The following is a 20,560-nucleotide window of genomic DNA, read 5'->3' as shown; positions in this document are numbered from 1 at the left end:
TACCCCTCAGGGGTATACCTGAAGGCGGCGAGGGGATACCCCCGCCCCGTATTCACCCGCATCTGTTGAATCGCCCAGAGGAGGCACCCGATGCCCGCCACCACCTACGCCGTCTCCGGAATGTCCTGCGGCCACTGCAAGGCCACGCTGACCAAGGTCGTCGGTGAGCTGGACGGCGTCCGCGGTGTCGAGGTCGACCTCGACAGCGGCCATGTCACCGTCACCAGTGCCGCCGAGCCCGACGACGCCGCGATCGCGGAAGTCGTCGACGAGGCCGGCTACGAGCTGACCGGGAGGGTCTGAGCCATGAGCACCGGTACGACGACCGGCACCGACGCCGAGGTGGAGCTCGCCATCGGCGGCATGACCTGCGCCTCCTGCGCGGCACGCATCGAGAAGAAGCTCAACCGCATGGACGGGGTCACCGCGACCGTCAACTACGCGACGGAGAAGGCCAGGGTCAGCTACTCCGGTGAGGTCTCCGTCGGCGATCTCATCGCCACCGTCGAGGCGACCGGATACACCGCGCGGGAGCCCGCTCCCCCCGCCGAGCAGGACGACACTGGCGTGCCGGCCGACGAACTGCGGCCGCTGCGCGAGCGGTTGATCACGGCGGTGGTGCTCGCGGTACCCGTCGTGGCCATGGCGATGATCCCGGCACTGCAGTTCGAGTACTGGCAGTGGCTGTCGCTCACCCTGGCCGCGCCCGTCGTGACGTACGCGGCGTGGCCCTTCCACAAGGCGGCGTTCACCAACGCCCGGCACGGCGCGGCCACCATGGACACGCTGATCTCCGTGGGCACCACGGCCGCGTTCCTGTGGTCGCTGTGGGCGCTGTTCTTCGGCACCGCTGGCACGCCGGGCATGGCACATCCCTTCGAGCTGACCATCGAGCGCACGGACGGCGCCGGGAACATCTACCTGGAGGCCGCCGCGGGGGTGACCGCCTTCATCCTGGCCGGGAGGTATTTCGAGGCCCGCGCCAAGCGCAAGGCGGGCGCGGCACTGCGGGCGCTGCTGGAGCTGGGCGCCAAGGACGTCACGGTGCTGCGCGACGACGGCGGTGAAACGACCCTTCCTGTCGCAGAGTTGAAGGCCGGAGACCGCTTCCTGGTCCGGCCCGGCGAGAAGATCGCGACGGACGGGACGGTCGAGGAGGGGTCCTCCGCCGTGGACGCCTCGATGCTCACCGGCGAGTCCGTCCCCGTGGAGGTGGGCGCGGGCGACCCGGTCACCGGCGCCACGATCAACGTCGGCGGGCGGCTCGTCGTCCGTGCGACGCGGGTGGGTGCCGACACCCAGCTGGCCCGGATGGCCCGGCTGGTGGAGGACGCGCAGAACGGCAAGGCCGCCGCGCAGCGACTCGCGGACCGGATCTCGGCCGTGTTCGTGCCGGTGGTGATCGCCCTGGCGCTCGGCACGCTGGGCTTCTGGCTGGGCAACGGCGTCGGGCTGACGGCCGCCTTCACCGCGGCGGTCGCCGTCCTCGTCATCGCGTGCCCGTGCGCCCTGGGTCTGGCCACGCCGACCGCGCTGATGGTGGGCACCGGGCGGGGCGCCCAACTCGGCATCCTCATCAAGGGCCCGGAGGTCCTGGAGTCCACGCGCCGGGTCGACACCGTCGTCCTCGACAAGACCGGCACGGTCACGACCGGGCGTATGACGCTGCTGGCCGTGCACACCGCCGAGGGCACGGAAGAAGCCGAAGTGCTGCGGCTGGCCGGGGCGTTGGAGCACTCCTCCGAGCACCCGATCGCCCGGGCCGTCGCCGAGGGGGCGCTGGAGAAGCTGGGCGCGCTGCCCACGCCCGAGGACTTCGCCAACGTGCCCGGGCTCGGCGTCCAGGGCGTCGTCGAGGGCCACGCGGTGCTCGTCGGACGGGAGCGGCTGCTGGACGACTGGGCGATGGAGCTTCCCGAGGGCCTGGCCCGCGCCAGGGCGGCTGCCGAGGACGCCGGGCGCACGGCCATCGCTGTCGCGTGGGACGGCGAGGCGCGTGCGGTGCTGGAGGTGGCCGACGCGGTGAAGGACACGAGCGCGGAGGCGGTCGGACGGCTGCGGGCCCTCGGCCTCACGCCGATCCTGCTGACCGGCGACAACGAGGCGGTGGCCCGGTCCGTCGCCCGCGAGGTGGGCATCGAGGAGGTCATCGCCGAGGTGCTCCCGCAGGACAAGGTCGACGCGGTCAAGCGGCTCCAGGCCGAGGGCCGGTCGGTGGCGATGGTCGGCGACGGTGTCAACGACGCGGCGGCCCTCGCCCAGGCCGATCTCGGTCTGGCCATGGGCACCGGCACGGACGCCGCCATCGAGGCCGGTGACCTGACGCTCGTGCGCGGCGATCTGCGGGCCGCGGCGGACGCCATCCGGCTCGCCCGCCGCACGCTCGGCACGATCCGCTCGAACCTGTTCTGGGCCTTCGCCTACAACGTGGCGGCCCTGCCACTGGCCGCGGCCGGCCTGCTCACCCCCATGATCGCCGGGGCGGCGATGGCCTTCTCCTCGGTCTTCGTGGTCGGCAACTCGCTGCGGCTGCGCACCTTCCGTGCCACCGGCTGAGGCGCCGATGGGTCACGGACGCCGCCACACCAGCGTGTAGCGCCAGAACAGGCGGCGACGCAGACGGACACCGGGGAGGACGGCCCGGGCCTCGCGTGCGATCTCGGAGAAGGTCAGGTCCGCCGGGCGGGTGGGGGCGGTCATCGAGACCGGCCGGGGCGTCGGGCGCCCCCGGCTCTTCAGCAACGCCACGAGGACGTTGAGCGGGATCGACGCGACGCCGAGCAGGTGGTCGACGGGCGCGTGCTCCCGGGCCACGCCGACGATCACCAGGGTGCCGCCGGGGGCGAGATGGTCACGAAAGGCCTCGAGGGCCTCGCTGAACGGCAGATGGTGGATGACGGCGACGCAGGTGATGACGTCGTACGACCGGTCACCGAGGCCGGTCAGCGCGTCGATCGCCGTGTACGTCACCGGGGCCGCCACCGGGGTCAGCTCCCGCGCCCGGGCCGTGATGGCCGGGTCGGCGTCGATCCCGTGCACACGGGCGGCCCGGCCGGTCAGCAGCCGGGCCAGGTCGCCGCTGCCGCATCCCACGTCCAGGGCACTGCCCACCCGCTCGGGAAGCTGCCGCAGGATCCAGCGGTGGAAGTGGGCGTTGTGGTCCCAAGGTCGGGCGGCGTGGAAACGCTCCAGTGCGCGCAGGGCCCGGCGGGGCGGCAGTGTCATGTGCTCAGTGTTCCGGATCACCGGGGTGGTCGTCGGCCGTCCGGGCACTCGAGAGGTACCGGCTCGCAGGGGCGCCGAGCGTGCGCCGAGCGTGAGCCGGTACCTTGCTGGGGAAGGCCACTGCGGGGAGAAGCACATGACCGATCCGACGACCACAGACGCGGACGCCCCCCGTCCGCTTCGGCACACCCGGGGTTTCGCGAGTCGACCCGGCCGGCTCCTGAGTGCCGTGTTCGGCGATCTCAGGGCCGTGGACGGCGCCCTGTACGCGGCGGTGGCCGCCACACCCACGCCGACCCTGGACCGGACGCTGCGCCACCTGTCGCACGCGGCCGACCACTCCAAGATCTCGTTCGCCATCGCCGCCGCCCTGGCCCTGTCGGGGAAGCGACCACGCAAGGCCGCCTTCGTCGGCGTCGGTGCGATCGCCGTGGCCTCGGCCTCCGCCAACCTGCTCGGCAAGCGCCTGGTGCGCCGGGCGCGGCCGGACCGGGAAGCGGCCCGGGTGACGGTGGACCGGCACGTCAAGATGCCGACCTCCGCCTCGTTCCCGTCCGGGCACACGGCGTCGGCGGTCGCCTTCGCCACCGCCGTCGGCGTGGTCCTGCCGCCCGCGGCGGTGCCCCTCGGCGCGCTGGCGAGCGCCGTCGGCTACTCCCGCGTCCACACGGGCGTGCACTACCCGGGCGACGTGGCGGCGGGCGCGGTCCTCGGCATCGCGAGCGCGGCGGCGGCCCTGGCGGCGGCAGCGGCCACCCCCTCGGCGCGGACGCAGGCTCTGCTCACGGCGGCCCGCTCGTGGCCGCGGATCAGCGTCGTCGGCGCCCTGCGCCGGTGAGCCACGGGTCGGCCGGGCGCGGGGCCACACCCCGCCGCCCGGCGTCCTCGCGATGCTCACGGCGGCCCGCTCGTGGCCGCGGATCAGCATCGTCGGCGCCCTGCGCCGGTGAGCCACGGGTCGGCCGGGCGCGGGGCCACACCCCGCCGCCCGGCGTCCTCGCGGTGACGAACCGTCAGCCGAAGGCCCGCACGGCCTGGTAGTACGTCCAGGCCGTGCTGGTGCAGGAGGTCTTCGTACCGCCGCTGTAGGCCGCACAGATCCTCTTGAGGTCCTCGTAGAAGGCGCTGTCGAGCCGGGACTTGTTGGCGCTGAAGGTGCCCGCCGCCTTGTAGTTGCGGTAGCCGAAGTCGTGACGGGCGCAGGACATCGAGAAGGGGAAGCCGAACGGGTTGTCCGGCGAGGAGGAGCAGTAGTCGGTCGACCAGTCGAAGGCGTACGCGGCCCATGCGGCCTGGTTGGCCCGGGCGGCCGCCCAGGTGCTGTAGCTGGACTGGCTGGTCTGCGTCCAGTTCGCGAGCACCTGGGGCTTGTCGGCAGGAGCGGCGCTCGCGCTCGTGGCGGCGCCGACCACGGTGACGAGGGTCAGGGTCGTGGCGGCAAGACCGGTAGTGAATCTGCGGTGCATCCCACACCTCCATGAGGCTGCGACCCGTCCGTCGAGCCGCAGGTCCATGACAAGAGGATGGCCACCTCGTCCCCGTGCTCACACCTGATGTGCCCCAATGGCCCCTGAATTTCTGGCTATTGAAGGAGAACGGCAGCGGACCGGCGTACATCGACGGCGGTGAGCGCCAGTGCCAGCGGCCCGGGGGCGAGGAAGGCGAGCGGCAGCAGCATCCAGGCGCACAGCGCTGCCGTCGCCACGGCGAGCAGGACCAGGCCGCTGCCCCCCACGTCCGCCACGGCGTCCCGGCCGGCCCCGCGCACCGCGGCCCGCCAGTCGGTGAGCGACTCGGGGCGCCCGCAGGCCCGCAGTCCGACCACCACCGCGCCCGTGCCGATGGCCGCGGCCGCCACCGAGAACAGCGGCGCTCCCGGCAGCCCGGCCCCCGCCAGCGCCACATCGGCGGCGAACAGCAGCAGACCCGCCAGGGCGACGGCTCCCGCCGCCAGGTCACCGGCGCGCAACCGCCGCCGCAGCAGGGCGAAGTACCGCCCCGCCGTGACGGGTTGATCCAGTCCCGCGCCCCGCAGCACGGCGCACGCCGTCGACAGCGCGGCCGGGACCGTGACCAGGGGCAGGCAGGCCGCCGCCGTGGCGAGGCCGACGCTCAGCACGTCGGCGAACAGGGTCATGCGCGGGCCGAACACCTCGCCCGCCTCGCGGGTGCGCATCCCGCTCACCCCTTCAGTCCGGAGCTCGCCATGCCCTCCACCAGGAACCGCTGGAAGGCGAGGAAGAACAGCACGATCGGCAGCAGCGCGATCACCGACAGGGCGAACATCGGGCCGAACGCGGAGGTGCTGGAGGCGTCCACGAAGGAGCGCAGCGCGAGTGTGAGGGTGAACTTGTCCGGGTCGAAGAGGTAGATGAGCTGGGTGAAGAAGTCGTTCCAGGTCCAGATGAACGTGAAGATGGCGGTGGTGATCAGGGCCGGCCGGGTGAGCGGCAGCACGACCTGGAAGAAGCTGCGGAAGGGCCCGCAGCCGTCGATCCGGGCCGCCTCCTCCAGCTCGCGCGGCAGACTGCGCATGAACTGCACGATGAGGAAGACGAAGAACGCCTCCGTGGCGAGGAACTTCGGCAGGATCAACGGCCAGTAGGTGTTCACCAGGCCGAGCTGGTTGAAGATGATGTACTGCGGGATCAGCACCGCGTGGTGCGGCAGCATGATCGTGGCGATCATGAAGGCGAACAGCGGCCCGCGGAAGCGGAACCTCAGCCGCGCGAAGGCGTAGGCGGCGAGCGAGCAGCTGATGACGTTGCCGAGGACCGCCCCGCCCGCGATCAGCAGGGAGTTGCCGAGCAGCCGCCAGATGGAGACGTCGTTGACGCCGTCGAGGGCGGTTGCGTAGTTCGACCACTCCAGGTGGCTGGGCAGCAGGTTGAGGCTGGCCAGGACCTCGTCGGCGGGTTTGAGCGAGGTGGCCAGCAGCCAGGCCAGGGGGTACAGCATGACCAGCAGGGCGGCCAGGCAGCCCGCGTGCAGGGCGACGCGGCCCCATCGAACGGGTTTGTGGGCAAGGGTCGTTGAGGTCACCGGTCCCCCTCGGAGGCGTAGAAGACCCAGGAGCGCGAGGTGCGGAACAGCACCGCCGTGACGACGCCGATCACGAGGAGCAGCACCCAGGCCATGGCGGAGGCGTAGCCCATGTGGGAGGCGACGAAGCCACGGTCGTAGAGGTACATGGTGTAGACGAGCGTCGAGTCGGCCGGTCCGCCCTTGCCGGCGCTGACCGCGAAGGCGGGCGTGAACACCTGGAAGGCCTGGATGGTCTGCAGGACCAGGTTGAAGAAGAGCACCGGGGACAGCATCGGCACGGTGACGGACAGGAACTGCCGCCACTTCCCCGCCCCGTCGACCGCCGCCGCCTCGTACAGCTCCGCGGGGATCTGCTGGAGCCCGGCGAGGAAGATGACCATCGGCGCACCGAACTGCCACACCGTCAGCAGGGCCACGGCCAGCAGCGCCCAGCCGGGCTTGTTGACCCAGCCGCCGGTGCCCAGCAGGTTGTCCACGGTGCCGCCGTCGTTGAAGACGGCCCGCCAGACGAGCGCGATGGACATCGACGCGCCGAGCAGGGACGGTGCGTAGAACGCGGAGCGGTAGAAGCCCTTGCCGCGCTTCATGCCCTTCAGGGCGAGGGCGACGACGAGGGCGAGGGCGAGTTGCAGGGGCACGGCGACGACGACGTACGTCAGGGTCGTCACGACCGAACGCCAGTAGCGGGGGTCCTCGGTGAACATCTGCGCGTAGTTGCGCAGGCCCACCCACCGCGGCGGGTTGAACAGGTCGTAGTCGGTGAACGACAGGTACAGCGACACGGCCATCGGCAGCAGCGTCAGGACGATCGCGCCGAGCACCCAGGGCGAGAGGAACACCCAGGCGGCGCCCTCGCGTTCGCGCCCGGGCCGGCGCTTCGGGGCGGCTGCGGGGGCGCGCCTCGCCTCCGCGGGGATCGCGGTGGTGGTCATGACCTCAGCTCCGCCTTCGCCTCGGTGACGTAGTTCTCGGCCGCCTCGCGGGGCGACATGCGCGCGTAGGACACCTGGTCGTAGTCGCGCTGGAAGGTGCTCTGCAGGGCGTTGTCGCCGGAGGGCGGCGCCTGGGGCGGATCCTTGAGCTTGCCCTCCAGCGACGCCTGGAAGCCGGCGATGGTCTTGTCGAAGTCCTTGAGGCGCGGTCCGATCTCGTCACGGATCGTCTCGTTGACGGGGATGCCGCGGCTCGCGCCGAGGATCTTCGCTGCCTGCCGGTCGTTGATCAGGAAGTCGACGAGCTGCGCGGCCTCCTCGGGGTGGCCGGTGTCGGCCGAGACGCCCACGAACATGGACGGCTTGAAGTACTGGCCGGGTGTGCCGTCCTCGCCGGACGGCATCGGGGCGAGGGCGACACCGCCCTTGATCAGGGCGACGAAGCCGCTGGCCGGGGCGTCCCAGTTGGCGTCGGTGACGGCCGTGCCTCGCCCCAGCGGGGTGTTCTCGACGGAGCCGTCGAGCTGGGTGGTCTGCTCGGCGGGCGAGACGGCGCCCTCGCGGCGCAGCCGGTCGGTGAAGGTCCACCAGCGTGTGAGGTCGCCGGCGGTGAAGCCCAGGGCGCCGTCCTCGGTGTAGAGGGCCTTGCCCCGGCCGCGCAGCCAGACCTCGAAGGCGTCCTCGCTCTGGCCGGGGTCGGTCGCCCCGGGCTTGCCGGTCTTCTTCGCGAGGGCCCGCATGGTGTCGGCCCACTCGCTCCAGGTCCAGTTCGCGCCGGGCAGGGGGACGCCCGACTTCTTCCACGTCCCAACGTCGTAGGCGACGGTCTCGGTGCCGCGGCCCTGCGGGATCGCGTACTGGACGTCGTCGACGCGGCCGGTGGCGAGCAGGCCCGGGTCGATCTCGGAGGTGCGCAGGACGGACTTCTGTTTCGCCAGGTCGAGCAGGACCCCGCCGGAGGCGTACTGGTCGATCTGGCGGTAGTCCAGCTGCATCACGTCCGGGGCGTCACCGCCGGCGGCCTGGGTGGCGAGCTTCTGCTTGTAGGCGTCGTAGCCGGAGAACGACGTCGCCACGTCGATGTCCGGGTGCTGTTTCTCGAACAGCGCGACGGCCTGTTCGGTGCGTTCCGCGCGGTCGGGGTTGCCCCACCACGTGTAGCGCAGCACGACCTTGCCGCCGCCTGCGGACTCGCCGGATCCTCCGCAGCCCGCCAGCACGGCACACAGTGCCAGTGCGGCGGCCGACGCGCAGAACCCCTTTGTCCTGTGTCCGGGCATGCCGAGGTCGCTCCTCTCGACGGAGTTTCGGTTGAACCCCCCTCAGGTCCCTGCTGCTACTCCCCCTGGTACGGCAGCGTGCTGCCGGGCAGCGTGTACTCGTCGCGCCGGCCGCACATGCCGAACCCGCCGAGCCGGGTGGGCGCGGCCTCGTGGGCGGTGGCCCCGCCGAGATAGGCGGGATCGCCGGCGGCCAGGGCGTCGAGCTGGGCGCCGGTGCGTTCCGCGGTGGCCAGGGCGCCCTCCCGCCACAAGGCCCGCCAGGTGGGCACCTTGTCGCGCACGATCCGGGCGGCGGCCCGCTGGAACTCCAGGTACGGTCCGTTGTCGCCGGCGACGAGGGCCTCGCGCAGCCCGAGGTAACCCTCGACGGCGAGGTCCCTGCGGCGCCGGGCGGCCGCGGCCGTCTCCGGTCCCGTGCCGGGCGGCAGGGCGGCCGCTGCGGCGTACCGGTCGGGGTCGGCGAGCACCTCGGGCGGGAAGGTGAACACGGCGTCCCCGGCCTCGGGCAGGCCGCTGTTCTGCATCAGCACGGTGATGCGCAGACCGCCGCCCTGCACCATGCGGTGCACGGTGCCCGGCGTGAACCAGGCGATCGAGCCGGCTTCGAGGGGGATGTCCCGGTAGCCGTCGGGGCTCAGGGTCTGGACCGCGCCCCGGCCGCCCGTGACGACATACGCCTCCGTGCACACCAGGTGCAGGTGCGGGCTGCCGCCGCAGACGCCGTCGGCGGCCTCCCAGTCGTAGGCGCTGAGGTGGGACAGGCCGATCGCGCCGGGCAGCGGGTGCAAAAGACCCGCCGGCTCGGGTTCGCTCACCACGGCAGGCCCTCCAGGTGCGTGCCCACCCGGTCGCGGTCCCAGGCACCGTCCGCGACGACGATGCGGTAGCGGTACCCGAAGGACTCACCCGGCGGCAGCTCGAACTCCTCGAAGAACGCCCAGGAGAACGCGACCGTCGGGAAGGGCTCGGAGCGGACGAACCAGTGCGACTCGTGGATCGGGGACGTCCCGTCGAGGTTCTCGGGCGCGTGCGCGAACACCAGGGTCGAGTGGCCGTCGACGTCGTCGTGCTCGGTGGTGAAGGCGAGCCACGGGCCCTGGGTGCCCATCAGCTTGCCCGCGTCGGCGTCGGTGTCCGGGGCGAAGACCGTACCGCCGGTGAAGTCGCGCGGGCCGCGCCACTGGAGTCCGGTGTAGCCGGCCATCTCACGGCCCGCGGTGGTCGGGGAGCCGAAGGCCAGGGGCTCGGAGCGGGTGTTGGTGAGGCGGATCGACCAGTCCAGGGCCCAGGATCCGGCCTCCTCGTCCACCGAGTGGACGGTCAGTCCGCGCACCTCGCGGGCCCACTCCTCGCCGCCGTTCTCGATCCAGGTGAGGTTCTCGGTGAAGGCGAGACGGTCGTCCTCGACGGTGAAGTCCGCGAAGCCGTCGTGCCGCATCGAGCCGACGCGCTCGGGCAGGGGGAGGTAGCCCTGCCCGTGGACGTAGCAGTTGCCGCCCCAGAAGTTCTGTCCGGACAGATGGCTCGCGGTCATCTGCAGGCCCTTGTGCCAGCGGTGGTCGTTCGGGCGGTAACCGGTGACGGTGCGCCCCGAGAGGGTGCGCACGGGGTGGGCGTAGGGCTTGCGGGACTCGAAGGGATCCGGGTCGGGGCGGTAGACGTAGCGGAGGATCTCCGTGCCGCCTGCGGTGACGGCGATGTCCTCGCCGTGCGTGTGGGTGACGCGGATGGTCATGCGCGCTCCTTGGGGGCCCAGTCGGGGTACTCGCCGTGCATGGCCTCGTAGAAGGGGTCGCCGGGGCCGATCTCCCCCGCGTGCACCGAGCGGCCGGTGAACGCCGCCTTGTACAGGGCGGCGGCGAACTCCAGGGTGGCGCGGGCGTCCTGGCCGCTGCCCGGGGGTCTGGTGCCGGTGTCGTAGGCGTCGAGGAGTGTGCCCAGCTGGGCGGTGTGCGAGCTGGGCACGTCGCTTGCGGGGGTGCGCCAGGCCGTGGCCCGCTCGGAGGCGACGTGCGGGGCCGGGGTGTAGGTCCAGCTGTCGTTGCCGTGACCGTACAGGTGGGTGAGCTCGACCGTGGCGTCCGCGCAGTCGATGCGGATGCGGCTCACCTCGTCCGGGGACAGCACGCTGTTGACGACGGTGGCGAGGGCGCCGCTGCGGAAACGCACCAGGGCGGTGGACACGTCCTCGCTCTCGGTGTCGTGGACCAGCCGTGCTGCCATGGCCCGGATCTCGTCCCACTCGCCGAGCAGGTGCAGCAGCAGGTCGTACTGGTGGATGCCGTGGCCCATGGTCGGGCCGCCACCCTCGCTGGCCCATTTCCCGCGCCAGGGCACCGCGTAGTACGCCGCGTCCCGGTGCCAGGTGGTCTGACAGTGCGCCACCAGCGGGGCCCCCAGCTCGCCGCTGGTGATCAGCTCGCGGGCGTGCACGGCGCCGGATCCGTAGCGGTGCTGGAACACGACCGACGCGTACCCGCCGGAGGCCTCCTCGGCGGCGGCGATCTCGTCGTACTCGGCGAGCGACAGGGTGAGCGGCTTCTCGCACAGCACCCAGGCGCCGGCCTTCAGCGCGGCCACCGTCTGGTCGCGGTGCAGCGAGGGCGGCGTCCCGATGAGGACCAGGTCGGGGCGTACGGCGTCCAGCATCGCGTCCACCGAGGTGTACCCGGCGACCTGTTCACCGGCCAGCTCGCGGAAGGCGTCGAGGCGCTCCTGGTCCACATCGACGGCGGCCACCAGTTCCACCCGGTCGGAGTGGGCCCGCAGCGCGGGCAGGTGACTGCCGCTGACGATGGCTCCGGTGCCGACGACGGCCACGCGGCGGCGGGCGGGAGACCCTGGGGTCACGGACATGCGGCGCTCCTCGGACAACCGGCGGACAGGCGCTTGGAAAGCGCTTGCACTCGGAAGGGACCCTAGGCGCGAGAGAATGTCTGGACAACCCCCCTGCAGCGACCTGCACAAGCTCTGCCCGTGCATTGTCCCAGCTTGGGGCGGAGACAGGGGTTGTCGCCCCCGCCATGGAAATGGCATTCCCCCCTCTCCTCGGTGGGGATGGCCCCACCAGGAACCGGCTGCAGGCCGGAGTGATCGCGCGGCGCACCGTCCCTAGCGTTCTGACGCACAGCACCCCTCTTCCGACATGCCCTGCCATGCCGTCGAGGGGGCAACAGCGACAGAAAGGACCCCACGTGTTACCCCGTTCCACGGGCACCGCGAGACGTGCCGCCCTCGCCGCGACGGCCGCCGCCCTCGCCCTCACGGCGCTGCCCGCCACCGCCCAGGCCGCCTCGGACCCTCTCACCCGCTATCACCGGCAGCAGCTGACCTGGAAGAGCTGCGTGCTCGGGCCCGACGACACGACCGGCAAGGAACTGGAGCAGGCCGGCGCCCGCTGCGCCGACGTGACCGTGCCGGTGGACTACTCCGACCCCGGCGGCCGGACCGTCACCGTCGCGATCTCCCGGATCCCCGCCACCGACACCGAACGCCGCGTAGGCCCCCTGCTCCTCAACGGCGGCGGCCCCGGCGGGCCCTCGCTCGGCGACGCGCCATGGGTGCGCAAGGCGATGAAGGACGTCGCCGCGCGGTACGACGTGGTGGGCGTCGACCCCCGTTTCATCGGCCGCAGCACACCGCTGGACTGCCGCTGGCCGACCGGCTCGGCCTGGCGCGGAGCCGGTGAGGACCGGGCCGGCTTCGACCGCATGGCGGCCTTCTCGAAGCACCTCGCCGACCGCTGCCGCACCCACGCCGGCGACACCCTCCCGCACGCCACCACCCGCAACACCGCGCGCGACATGGACGTCATCAGGGCCGCCCTCGGCGAGCGGCGGATCTCCTACCTGGGCTACTCCTACGGCAGTTACCTCGGCGAGGTGTACACCTCGATGTTCCCGGGCCGCACCGACCGGGTCGTCCTGGACGGTGTGATCGACCCGGAACGCTACAGCGCCCGGCTGTGGCGGGGCGTCGAGCCGTCCAACCGCCACGCCCTGCGAGGGTGGGCCTCCTGGGCCGCCGCTCGCGACGCGACCTATGGACTGGGCCGTACGCGGGGCGAGGTGCTGGCCACGGTGGAACGCGTCCGGGTCGCCGCCGCCCGCACCCCGCTGCGGCTCGGCGACCACCGGCTCGACGGGCATGTGATGCCGATCGTCGTCCTCAACGGCCTCTCGCAGCACAACGACTCCGCCTACGGAGACTTCGCACAGGGCGTGCGGGACATGCTGCGGGCCTCGCGAGGGCAGCGGGTGACACCGTCCCCGTGGCTCGCCGGGGTGCTCGAGTTCGTGCTCACGGGCACCGACTCCCCCTACGGCAGCGCGCAGACGGCGATCGTGTGCGGCGACAACGCCGCGCCGCGTGATCCCGAGGTGTACTGGCGCGACGTCCAGCGCTCCCGAGCCGAGGACCCACTGTTCGCGCCCGTCACGAACAACCTCAGTCCCTGCGCGTTCTGGGACCGGCCGCGTGAACGTCCGGCCAGGATCCGGGACGACGTGCCGGCCCTGCTGGTGAACGCCACCGGAGACCCGCGCACCTCCTACGAAGGCGCCGAGGCCGTCCGCGCGATGTGGCCCTCCTCGCGCCTGGTCACCCTGCGGGGGGCCGACCAGCACGCGGTGTACGGCGTCTACGGATCGGCCTGCGCCGACGGCGCGGTCAACGCCTACCTCGCGACGGGGCGTCTGCCGGCGCGGGACATCGATTGCCCGGCGCGCGAGAGCGGAAGCTCGGGAGGCTAGGCAGTCCGGCGGTTCGCGGGACGAGGCCGAGCCGCTCAGGACCTACAGTGCCTGTCCGTGATCGAAGAGTGACTTCGCGGTCCGCCCTGCCGGAGGGCGCACCGGCACGCCCCCCACAGACCGCACGGGCGAAGGGCCGCTCCCGACGCCGGGCGGGAGGAGCCCGTCGCCCCGCCCACCTCTTCGGCGTCACCATGGCCGCGCCCGCACAGCCGTCCCGCCCGCGCCGCTCCGGGGCCTGCTCGTCCGGCTTCCGCCACCACGCCACTCGGACCGCGACGGCAACCGGCCCTGATGGTCACCGCCCGCGGGCGGTGACCATCAGGGCCGGCCTGGCCGAGTCAGGACTCGACGATCTTGCGCACGTTCTCCACGGAACCGCACCCGGACTTCAGCCGGCGCTCACGTTCCTGCCAGAACGCCAGACCGAGTTCCTCGCGCCGCTCCATCGCCACGTTCTCCCGCGCACCGTTGAGGATGGTGCGCTCCTCCTCGTCGGCGTGGTGGGTGACGGCCTCGACCAGCTCCTCGAGCTTCGAGTCCCACTCCTCGGAGCCGACCTCCTCGACCTCGAGGAGCGCCAGGAGCGCCTCGTTGCCCTCGTCGTGCTCGTGCTCGCCGTGCTCGACCTCTTCGTCGTCGATGTTCTTGTACCGCTTGAGCGCCGGGTAGACCTTGGCCTCCTCGGCCTGCGCGTGCGCGATCAACAGGTCCGCGAACTCCCGCAGGGCACCGGCCCGGTCGTCCTCGACGCTCCGCATCCGACGGAAGAGGTCTTCCATGCGCCGGTGGTCCTGGAGAATGAGTTCTACGACGTCTTTCGTGTCGGCCATGGAAATGGAACGCCTTTCCTGGGAGAGCTTCGGGTCACTTTCGTCTACCCCATTCCTGATGATTTGTTCGTCACCGACGCGCCGCCGGTCTACCAGCGGTACCAGCGGCCCTTGCGGCCACCGCTGTCCGCGGTGCGCAGTACGAAGCCGAGCAGCCACAGGACCAGCACGATCACCGCGATCCACCACAGGGCCTTCAGTGCGAAGCCCGCACCGAACAGGACCAGGGCCAGCAGCAGGACGAGAAGCAGGGGAACCATAGTTATCAACCTCCGCCCCCACTGGTGCCCTGCACACAGGCGAACACACAGTCGAATTTTCATGTTTCTTCACAAGGATCACGGGCACGTGAACCGCTTGTGCCGAGCGGGGCACCAGGATCACGCCACGCCCGAAGTTCCCCTCGTTTCGAGGGAGTTGTTCTTCCCGCCACGGGTATCCGGAGCGGCGGCCGGGCCCGCTCAGTTCGTGCATCGCGCCACCTCAGGCAGGCATCAGCCCCATGGCTCCCGTTCACGCATCGGCGCCCTGCGTACCTGCACCGGCCCCTCTCAGTCCGTCCCCACGACGATCACCTCGTCGGCGGCCGTCCAACGGCGGCGCTCGGACTTGGGCGGGTTGATCCGCACGCCGTAACCCGGACTCGTGGATGCGTCGTCGTGGCTCCGGTAGCCGATGGCGCATTCGCCGCGCCCGCGTGCCGCGGCCACGACGGTGGCGAAGGCCGTCTCGCACCCGGGCAGCACGTAGTCGCCGGCCGGCCGCAGGCGGATGCCGGTGCCGTCGGCGGAGAACAGCTCCTCGAAGACCGCCGCGAGGTGCCGGTTCTGGGAGATCTGTGCCATGAGCAGGCCGATGAGCTTGCCGCTGATGATCACGTCGGCTCCGGGCCCGAGGGGTGCCAGCGCCCGGTTGCGGTCGTCCACCAGCTCGGTGACGACGGGGAGTTCACGCCCGGAGGCCTCCTCCAGCTGTCGTAGCAACAGCAGGGTGACGAGCGTGCGGTTGTCGGGTTCGTCCGGCGGCTGTCCGGGAGCGGGGTCCTCGCCCACGACGATCACGCTGTCGTAGGAGTGCACGTCCAGACGCCGGAGGGTCTCGGGGCGGGTGACGTCCCCCAGGTGGAGGGTGAGGGCCAGGCCGGTGCCGTGGGGCGGCCCGGACTCGCGCACCTGACGGACCATCGCTTCACCGCCGTCCGCCACCACGTCGACGACCGATCCGGGCCGGGCACGGCGGCGCAGCTGGTCGACCATGAGCGGCGCCCGGCGGTTCCAGCCGAGCAGAAGGACCCGCTCCGGCCGCGCGGGGGTCGCGGGCCCGGAGGCCATCGCCGCCTTCTCGACCCACTGCCCGCACTCCCCCGGCCAGGCCGTGTCGTCGTCGCGGGAGATGACGATGAGGGAATCGTCCGGTGCGACGGTCGTCTGCGGCGGCGGGTTGAGCAGCGGGGTGTCGCCGCGCATCAATCCGACGACGCTGGACGTCGGATAGGACAGCAGCGCGTCGCCGAACGGGCGGCCCGTCAGGGACTCTTCGCCGACCAGGTAGAACTCGTCGCCGGCGAAGTCGAGCAGCTCCTGGTGGACGAGGGAGAGGCCGGGGCGGCGGGCGGCCTGGACGATCAGACGGGCCGTGACGGTGTCGCTCTCCAGGACGACACCGCCCGGGCCTGCGGCGAGGCCGGCGGCCAGCCGGTAGCGGTCGTCCCGGACCGCGGCGACGACGGGCGGGCGGTTCTTCACCCCGGCCAGGGCCGCCCGCAGCGCCAGCAGCGTCTTGACGACCTCGGCATCGGCGTCGGGCTCGTCGCGGGGCAGGACCAGCACGACACCGGCCGTCGCCGGACTGGTCAGGGTCAGCACGGCCGGGTCGGTGGTGGGGCCGCTGCGGCAGATCAGCCGCGTCCTGCCGACGGGTCCCACCTTCGTGCCGAGTGCCTCCTCCATCGCGGTCTTGTCGCGGTCGGCCAGCACGGCCACCGCCGCGCGCCGCTGGTTGGCGTTGGCGGCCACCAGCTCGCCGACGACCGTGAACACCTGCTCCGACCACCCCAGAACCACGACGTGCCCTTGTTCGAGCACGGTCGACCGGCCGCGCCGCAACGCGGTGAGCCGCTCCGTGAGCGCCGTCGTGATCAGGCCGACGAGCGTCGAGACGTACAGCAGCGCGACCAGGGCGAGCAGCACCGACATCGTCACGCGCAGCGGCGTGCCGGTCGCACCGCCCAGCCGGAGGGTCTCCCCGGTCAGGCGCCACACCTGCGCCAGCCGGTCCGGCAGGGACCTGGGCGCGTGCGGGTCGGTCCACACCACCAGCGCACTGGCCGGGACGACGACGGTCAGACACAGCAGTGCCATCCAGCCGACCAGGGCCGAGGCACCGCGGGCCAACGTGCTGTCGAACCAGTAACGGACCCGGTCACCCCACGCGGTGCGCCGCTGCGCCACCCTTCCCCCTCCGTCGCCCGGGCTCTCGTGCCGCCGGCCGGCGCCGCGTGCGCGGTGCGCCGGGCGGGACGGCCGGAGAGCACGGTTGTGGATACGCAGTCGCAGTGTGGAGGCTCGTTCCCGGCGGCGGACGCGGTTCGCCGCGCATTCATTCCTTCGGGTTCGCCGGTCACGCCGTGGGCGGCGGATCCGCCGTGACGTGAGGGTTTTGCCCCTGATTCGCTCCTTAGGGGCAACGCCCGGGCGAACGACGGCGCCCCGTCACGACCACCGTTACAAAGATCGCCATGACAGATGATCACGCGGTGGTGCGCTCTGAAGGTGGTTTCTCCCGGCGGGAGTTCGCGGCGGTGGCCGGCACGGCCACGGTGGCGACGGCCCTGACCGGCGGTACCGCCACGGCCCTGACCGCGCCGGCCGCCCCGGCCGCGCCGCTCGCCCCGGCCGCCCCCGGCGGCAGCCGTGGCGCCGACTCCGACAGATGCCTCGCCGTCGCCCGTGCCCTGCTCGTCCTCGATTCCGACGACCGCCCCCTCGTCCCGCGCTACCTGCGCGCCCTGAAGGACGGACTGCCGGCGCGACGGAGGCGCCCCAAGGACGTCCTCGTCGTCGGCGCCGGCCCGTCCGGGCTGGTGGCCGCCTGGCTGCTGAAGGAGGCGGGGCACCGGGTGACGGTCCTGGAGGCCAACGGCAACCGGGCGGGAGGCCGCATCAAGACCTTCCGCAAGGGCGGCCACGAGGGCGCCGGGCAGCCCTTCGCCGATCCCGGCCAGTACGCCGAGGCGGGCGCGATGCGCATCCCCGGCAGCCACCCGCTGGTGATGGAACTCATCGACCGGTTCGACCTGAAGAAGCGGCGCTTCCACTACGTCGACGTGGACGAGGAGGGACGTCCCGCCGCCCGGACCTGGATCCACGTCAACGGCATCCGCGTACGGCGCGCCGACTACGCCCGCTCCCCCCGGCGCGTGAACCGGTCCTTCGGCGTCCCGAAGGCCCACTGGGACACGCCCGCCGCAGCGATCCTGCGCGCCGCGCTGGACCCCGTGCGCGACGAGTTCAGCTCCGTCGGCCGGGACGGCAAGAGGGTCGACAAACCGCTGCCGGAGCGGCTGCGGGGCTGGGCGCGCGTGGTGAAGCGGTTCGGCGACTGGTCGATGTTCCGCTTCCTCACCGAGCACGCCGGTCTCGACGAACGGACCGTCGATCTGATCGGCACCCTGGAGAACCTCACCTCACGCCTCCCGCTGTCCTTCATCCACAGCTTCATCGGTTCCTCCCTCATCAGCCCCGACACTCCCTTCTACGAGCTGGAGGGCGGCACCGCCGTGCTGCCGGACGCCCTGCTCGAACGCGTGCGCGAGGAGGTGCGGTTCGACCGCCGGGTGACGCGCATCCAGTACCACCACCCCGACCGGCCGTCCCCGGACGGCGGGCACGTGCGGAGCAAGGGCCCGCACGTGTGGGTGGACACCGTCTCCGAGGGGCGCGACGGCCCGGTCGTCCGCGAGCAGTTCACCGCCGACGTCGCCGTGGTCACGGTGCCGTTCTCCGGGCTGCGCCATGTGCAGATCGACCCGCCCCTGTCGTACCGCAAGCGCCGCGCGGTCTGCGAGCTGCACTACGACAGCGCGACCAAGGTGCTGCTCGAGTTCAGCCGCCGCTGGTGGGAGTTCGACGAGGACGACTGGAAGCGCGAGCTGAACGCCGTCGACCCGGGCCTGTACGACGCCTACCGCACCGGCAAGGCGCCCGCGGACGGCAGCCTGCTCGGCGCGCACCCCTCCGTGCCCGGCGGGCACATCACGCAGGCACAACGCACCCACTACGCCGCGAACCGCGCGATCGGCCGCGACCAGCCGGAGGCGGCCGGTGTCGTGGGCGGCGGCTCGGTGTCGGACAACGCCAACCGCTTCATGTTCAACCCGTCCCACCCGGTCCCGGGCAGCGCGGGGGGTGTGGTCCTGGCGTCCTACAGCTGGGCCGACGACGCCCTGCGATGGGACTCCCTGAACGACGAGGCGCGGTATCCGCACGCACTGTGCGGTCTGCAGCAGGTCTACGGCCGGCGCATCGAGGTGTTCTACACCGGCGCGGGGCGTACCCAGAGCTGGCTGCGCGACCCGTACGCCTACGGGGAGGCGTCGGTGCTGCTGCCCGGGCAGCACACGGAGCTGTTGCCCGTCATCCCGGAACGTGAGGGGCCGTTGCACTTCGCGGGGGACCACACGTCAGTCAAACCGGCCTGGATCGAGGGGGCCCTGGAGTCGGCCGTGCGGGCCGCCCTGGAGGTCCACACGGATCAGTGACCGTTGATCGAGGGGCCCCGGCGCGTACGCGCCGGGGCCCCGTGCGTTCGGCTCGCACCCGGCGGCACTCACGGTGACCGCAAAGACCAAAACCTCCGTTGCTTCCGGAAGGGAGACAGCCCACCGGAGCCCGGGCACCATGTGGCCCACGTCACCCTCCCTCACAGGGCCTTTACCTACCCGCATCGACGTACCGACAGGTGGTGGCACTCGTGCGCCTGCGCACTCCCCTCGCCCTGCTCGGGGCCGCCGTGCTCGTGCTCGTCGGACCCCCGCTGCTGACCACCGGCAGCGGCTCCGAGACCGGCACACAGATCCCGGGCCTGCGCTTCATGGTCCCCAACACGCCCGGCGGCGGCTACGACATCACGGCCCGGACGGCCGCGAAGAACGCCGAGGACGCCGGACTCACCCACAACATCGAGGTGTTCAACCTCCCCGGCGCCGGCGGCACGGTCGGCCTCAGCCGGCTGGTGAGCGAGCACGGCAACGGCAAGCTCGCCATGTCCATGGGCCTCGGCGTCGTCGGCGCCGTCCGCTCCAACGACGCCCCCAAGACGCTCGGGGACACCACGCCGATCGCCCGGCTCACCGAGGAACAGGACGTGGTGGTCGTGGCGAAGGACTCGCCGTACAAGACGATCGACGACCTGATCGGCGCCTGGAAGGACAATCCGGGCAAGCTCCCGGTGGGCGGCGGCTCCTCGCCGGGCGGGCCCGACCACCTCGCACCGATGCTGATGGCGCGGGCCGCCGGGATCCCTCCGAAACAGGTCAACTACATCCCCTTCGACGGAGGTGGCGAGCTGCTCGCCTCCATCCTCGGCAACAAGGTCGCCTTCGGCGTCTCCGGAGTCGGCGAGTACCAGGACCAGATCAAGGCGGGCGAGCTGCGACTCCTCGCGGTCACCGGCCCGGAACGTGTCAAGGGCCTGGACGCGCCCACGTTGAAGGAGGCGGGCTACGACGTGAACTTCACCAACTGGCGCGGCATCGTCGCCCCTCCCGGCCTCAACGACGCGGAGCGCGACAAGCTCGTGCGGCTGACCGAGGAGCTCCACGACTCGGACGAGTGGCAGAAGTCCATGGATCAGAACGGCTGGGACGACGCCTTCCTCACCGGCGAGAAGTTCGGCGCGTTCCTCGACGCCGAGGACAAGCGCGTGGTTTCGGTGCTGAAGGAGCTGGGACTGTGACGACACAGACCGACATACCCACCGCCGAGACCGGCGGCGAACGGCGCTCGTGGCTGCGGGAGCACTCCGAACTCGGCGTGTGTGTCCTGCTGCTGGCCCTGGGCGTCCTGGTCCTGACCGACGCGCTCACCATGGACGTCGACATCGCCCAGCGCGGCCCGGTCGGCCCGAAGACCGTGCCGCTCGTGGTCGGCGCCGGCCTGCTGGTCATCGCCGCGCTGCTCGCCGTGGACGTACTGCGCGGCGGCCGGGGACAGGCCGAGGGCGGAGAGGACATCGACCTGTCCGAGCCCGCCGACTGGCGCACGGTGTTGCTGCTCGCGGGGGTGTTCCTCGGCGCGGCGGTGCTGATCGAGCCGCTCGGTTTCCCCGTCGCGGGCGCGCTGCTGTTCTGGGGCGCGGCGTTCGCGCTGGGCAGCCGCCGGATCGACCGCGATCCGCTCATCGCCGCCGGGCTCTCCCTCGTCACCTACACCGTCTTCAACAACCTGCTCGGAGTGCCCCTGCCCGGCGGTCCGCTGATGGGAGTGCTGTGA

At 72.1% G+C, this 20,560-nt stretch carries 19 protein-coding genes; 7 read left to right on the top strand and 12 right to left on the bottom strand.

All coding sequences use genetic code 11. From position 1 onward, the window contains the following. Positions 1-90 precede the first annotated feature (90 nt). Together ACZ7EG_RS27930 and ACZ7EG_RS27925 are read left to right on the top strand one after the other, a co-directional pair. Positions 91-303 carry a heavy-metal-associated domain-containing protein gene (locus tag ACZ7EG_RS27930; protein ID WP_471084525.1) on the top strand — a complete coding sequence of 71 codons (213 nt, stop codon included), beginning with the start codon at positions 91-93 and terminating at the stop codon, positions 301-303. 3 nt (positions 304-306) lie between these two features. After that, positions 307-2,556, top strand: a complete 2,250-nt coding sequence (locus ACZ7EG_RS27925; RefSeq protein WP_471084522.1) for a heavy metal translocating P-type ATPase — start codon at positions 307-309, stop codon at positions 2,554-2,556. A 12-nt stretch (positions 2,557-2,568) separates the two neighbouring features. On the opposite strand, the gene ACZ7EG_RS27920 is transcribed toward ACZ7EG_RS27925, so the two are convergent. After that, positions 2,569-3,225 (bottom strand): class I SAM-dependent methyltransferase, encoded by a 657-nt coding sequence (locus tag ACZ7EG_RS27920; protein ID WP_471084519.1) that lies wholly within the window; start codon positions 3,223-3,225, stop codon positions 2,569-2,571. Positions 3,226-3,361: 136 nt separating this feature from the next. Here ACZ7EG_RS27920 and ACZ7EG_RS27915 point away from each other — a divergent pair, with 136 nt between their 5' ends. Then, a complete protein-coding gene (locus ACZ7EG_RS27915; protein ID WP_471084516.1) occupies positions 3,362-4,063 on the top strand; it encodes a phosphatase PAP2 family protein in 702 nt (233 codons plus the stop codon). 175 nt (positions 4,064-4,238) lie between these two features. Here ACZ7EG_RS27915 and ACZ7EG_RS27910 read toward each other — a convergent pair whose 3' ends face one another. The 8 genes from ACZ7EG_RS27910 to ACZ7EG_RS27875 all read right to left on the bottom strand — a co-directional run bounded on the left by ACZ7EG_RS27910 (position 4,239) and on the right by ACZ7EG_RS27875 (position 11,341). Next, on the bottom strand, positions 4,239-4,691 hold the full coding sequence (locus ACZ7EG_RS27910) for a phospholipase (RefSeq protein ID WP_471084513.1): 453 nt from the start codon (positions 4,689-4,691) through the stop codon (positions 4,239-4,241). Between the two features lie 116 nt (positions 4,692-4,807). After that, positions 4,808-5,401 carry a hypothetical protein gene (locus tag ACZ7EG_RS27905; protein ID WP_471084511.1) on the bottom strand — a complete coding sequence of 198 codons (594 nt, stop codon included), beginning with the start codon at positions 5,399-5,401 and terminating at the stop codon, positions 4,808-4,810. Positions 5,402-5,406: 5 nt separating this feature from the next. Beyond that, positions 5,407-6,267 (bottom strand): carbohydrate ABC transporter permease, encoded by an 861-nt coding sequence (locus ACZ7EG_RS27900; protein ID WP_471084508.1) that lies wholly within the window; start codon positions 6,265-6,267, stop codon positions 5,407-5,409. Beyond that, complete coding sequence (locus tag ACZ7EG_RS27895) at positions 6,264-7,202, bottom strand: carbohydrate ABC transporter permease (RefSeq protein ID WP_471084505.1); 939 nt, start codon at positions 7,200-7,202, stop codon at positions 6,264-6,266. Before ACZ7EG_RS27895 ends, ACZ7EG_RS27900 begins: the two co-directional genes overlap by 4 nt. Further along, positions 7,199-8,482: an ABC transporter substrate-binding protein gene (locus tag ACZ7EG_RS27890; RefSeq protein WP_471084502.1), complete on the bottom strand. Its 1,284-nt coding sequence runs from the start codon at positions 8,480-8,482 to the stop codon at positions 7,199-7,201. The genes ACZ7EG_RS27895 and ACZ7EG_RS27890 overlap by 4 nt, the downstream gene beginning before the upstream one ends. A gap of 56 nt (positions 8,483-8,538) precedes the next feature. Then, positions 8,539-9,303 (bottom strand): cupin domain-containing protein, encoded by a 765-nt coding sequence (locus ACZ7EG_RS27885; RefSeq protein WP_471084499.1) that lies wholly within the window; start codon positions 9,301-9,303, stop codon positions 8,539-8,541. Further along, positions 9,297-10,220 carry a DUF6807 domain-containing protein gene (locus ACZ7EG_RS27880; RefSeq protein ID WP_471084496.1) on the bottom strand — a complete coding sequence of 308 codons (924 nt, stop codon included), beginning with the start codon at positions 10,218-10,220 and terminating at the stop codon, positions 9,297-9,299. Before ACZ7EG_RS27880 ends, ACZ7EG_RS27885 begins: the two co-directional genes overlap by 7 nt. Further along, on the bottom strand, positions 10,217-11,341 hold the full coding sequence (locus tag ACZ7EG_RS27875) for a Gfo/Idh/MocA family protein (protein ID WP_471084493.1): 1,125 nt from the start codon (positions 11,339-11,341) through the stop codon (positions 10,217-10,219). The genes ACZ7EG_RS27880 and ACZ7EG_RS27875 overlap by 4 nt, the downstream gene beginning before the upstream one ends. Before the next feature lie 299 nt (positions 11,342-11,640). Here ACZ7EG_RS27875 and ACZ7EG_RS27870 point away from each other — a divergent pair, with 299 nt between their 5' ends. Continuing rightward, a complete protein-coding gene (locus ACZ7EG_RS27870) occupies positions 11,641-13,236 on the top strand; it encodes an alpha/beta hydrolase (protein WP_471084490.1) in 1,596 nt (531 codons plus the stop codon). Between the two features lie 341 nt (positions 13,237-13,577). On the opposite strand, the gene ACZ7EG_RS27865 is transcribed toward ACZ7EG_RS27870, so the two are convergent. The 3 genes from ACZ7EG_RS27865 to ACZ7EG_RS27855 form a co-directional block, all read right to left on the bottom strand. Continuing rightward, complete coding sequence (locus ACZ7EG_RS27865) at positions 13,578-14,069, bottom strand: hemerythrin domain-containing protein (RefSeq protein ID WP_471084487.1); 492 nt, start codon at positions 14,067-14,069, stop codon at positions 13,578-13,580. 89 nt (positions 14,070-14,158) lie between these two features. Then, the gene (locus tag ACZ7EG_RS27860; protein WP_184567467.1) at positions 14,159-14,329 is read right to left on the bottom strand and encodes a DUF5670 family protein; all 171 of its coding nucleotides are present in this window, start codon (positions 14,327-14,329) and stop codon (positions 14,159-14,161) included. Positions 14,330-14,620: 291 nt separating this feature from the next. After that, positions 14,621-16,519, bottom strand: coding sequence for a CASTOR/POLLUX-related putative ion channel (locus ACZ7EG_RS27855; protein WP_471084484.1), 1,899 nt, complete (start codon positions 16,517-16,519; stop codon positions 14,621-14,623). Positions 16,520-16,806: 287 nt separating this feature from the next. Between ACZ7EG_RS27855 and ACZ7EG_RS27850 the strand changes: the two genes are divergently transcribed. The 3 genes from ACZ7EG_RS27850 (at position 16,807) to ACZ7EG_RS27840 (ending at position 20,560) form a co-directional block, all read left to right on the top strand. Then, the gene (locus ACZ7EG_RS27850) at positions 16,807-18,828 is read left to right on the top strand and encodes a flavin monoamine oxidase family protein (protein ID WP_471084481.1); all 2,022 of its coding nucleotides are present in this window, start codon (positions 16,807-16,809) and stop codon (positions 18,826-18,828) included. Between the two features lie 212 nt (positions 18,829-19,040). After that, entirely contained in the window at positions 19,041-20,024 is a 984-nt protein-coding gene (locus ACZ7EG_RS27845; protein ID WP_471084944.1) for a Bug family tripartite tricarboxylate transporter substrate binding protein, read from the top strand. After that, on the top strand, positions 20,021-20,560 hold the full coding sequence (locus ACZ7EG_RS27840) for a tripartite tricarboxylate transporter TctB family protein (RefSeq protein WP_471084478.1): 540 nt from the start codon (positions 20,021-20,023) through the stop codon (positions 20,558-20,560). The genes ACZ7EG_RS27845 and ACZ7EG_RS27840 overlap by 4 nt, the downstream gene beginning before the upstream one ends.

The organism is Streptomyces sp. NPDC037100 (assembly GCF_055606225.1).
This window is presented reverse-complemented; position numbering and strand designations above follow the sequence as displayed.

Bases quoted from the DNA above. Each gene is read 5' to 3' on its own strand.
- ACZ7EG_RS27910 (WP_471084513.1), bottom strand. From the start codon at position 4,691: ATGCACCGCAGATTCACTACCGGTCTTGCCGCCACGACCCTGACCCTC.
- ACZ7EG_RS27850 (WP_471084481.1), top strand. From the start codon at position 16,807: ATGACAGATGATCACGCGGTGGTGCGCTCTGAAGGTGGTTTCTCCCGG.
- ACZ7EG_RS27870 (WP_471084490.1), top strand. From the start codon at position 11,641: ATGCCGTCGAGGGGGCAACAGCGACAGAAAGGACCCCACGTGTTACCC.
- ACZ7EG_RS27925 (WP_471084522.1), top strand. From the start codon at position 307: ATGAGCACCGGTACGACGACCGGCACCGACGCCGAGGTGGAGCTCGCC.
- ACZ7EG_RS27905 (WP_471084511.1), bottom strand. From the start codon at position 5,401: ATGCGCACCCGCGAGGCGGGCGAGGTGTTCGGCCCGCGCATGACCCTG.
- ACZ7EG_RS27930 (WP_471084525.1), top strand. From the start codon at position 91: ATGCCCGCCACCACCTACGCCGTCTCCGGAATGTCCTGCGGCCACTGC.
- ACZ7EG_RS27890 (WP_471084502.1), bottom strand. From the start codon at position 8,482: ATGCCCGGACACAGGACAAAGGGGTTCTGCGCGTCGGCCGCCGCACTG.
- ACZ7EG_RS27880 (WP_471084496.1), bottom strand. From the start codon at position 10,220: ATGACCATCCGCGTCACCCACACGCACGGCGAGGACATCGCCGTCACC.
- ACZ7EG_RS27860 (WP_184567467.1), bottom strand. From the start codon at position 14,329: ATGGTTCCCCTGCTTCTCGTCCTGCTGCTGGCCCTGGTCCTGTTCGGT.
- ACZ7EG_RS27875 (WP_471084493.1), bottom strand. From the start codon at position 11,341: ATGTCCGTGACCCCAGGGTCTCCCGCCCGCCGCCGCGTGGCCGTCGTC.
- ACZ7EG_RS27895 (WP_471084505.1), bottom strand. From the start codon at position 7,202: ATGACCACCACCGCGATCCCCGCGGAGGCGAGGCGCGCCCCCGCAGCC.
- ACZ7EG_RS27920 (WP_471084519.1), bottom strand. From the start codon at position 3,225: ATGACACTGCCGCCCCGCCGGGCCCTGCGCGCACTGGAGCGTTTCCAC.
- ACZ7EG_RS27915 (WP_471084516.1), top strand. From the start codon at position 3,362: ATGACCGATCCGACGACCACAGACGCGGACGCCCCCCGTCCGCTTCGG.
- ACZ7EG_RS27865 (WP_471084487.1), bottom strand. From the start codon at position 14,069: ATGGCCGACACGAAAGACGTCGTAGAACTCATTCTCCAGGACCACCGG.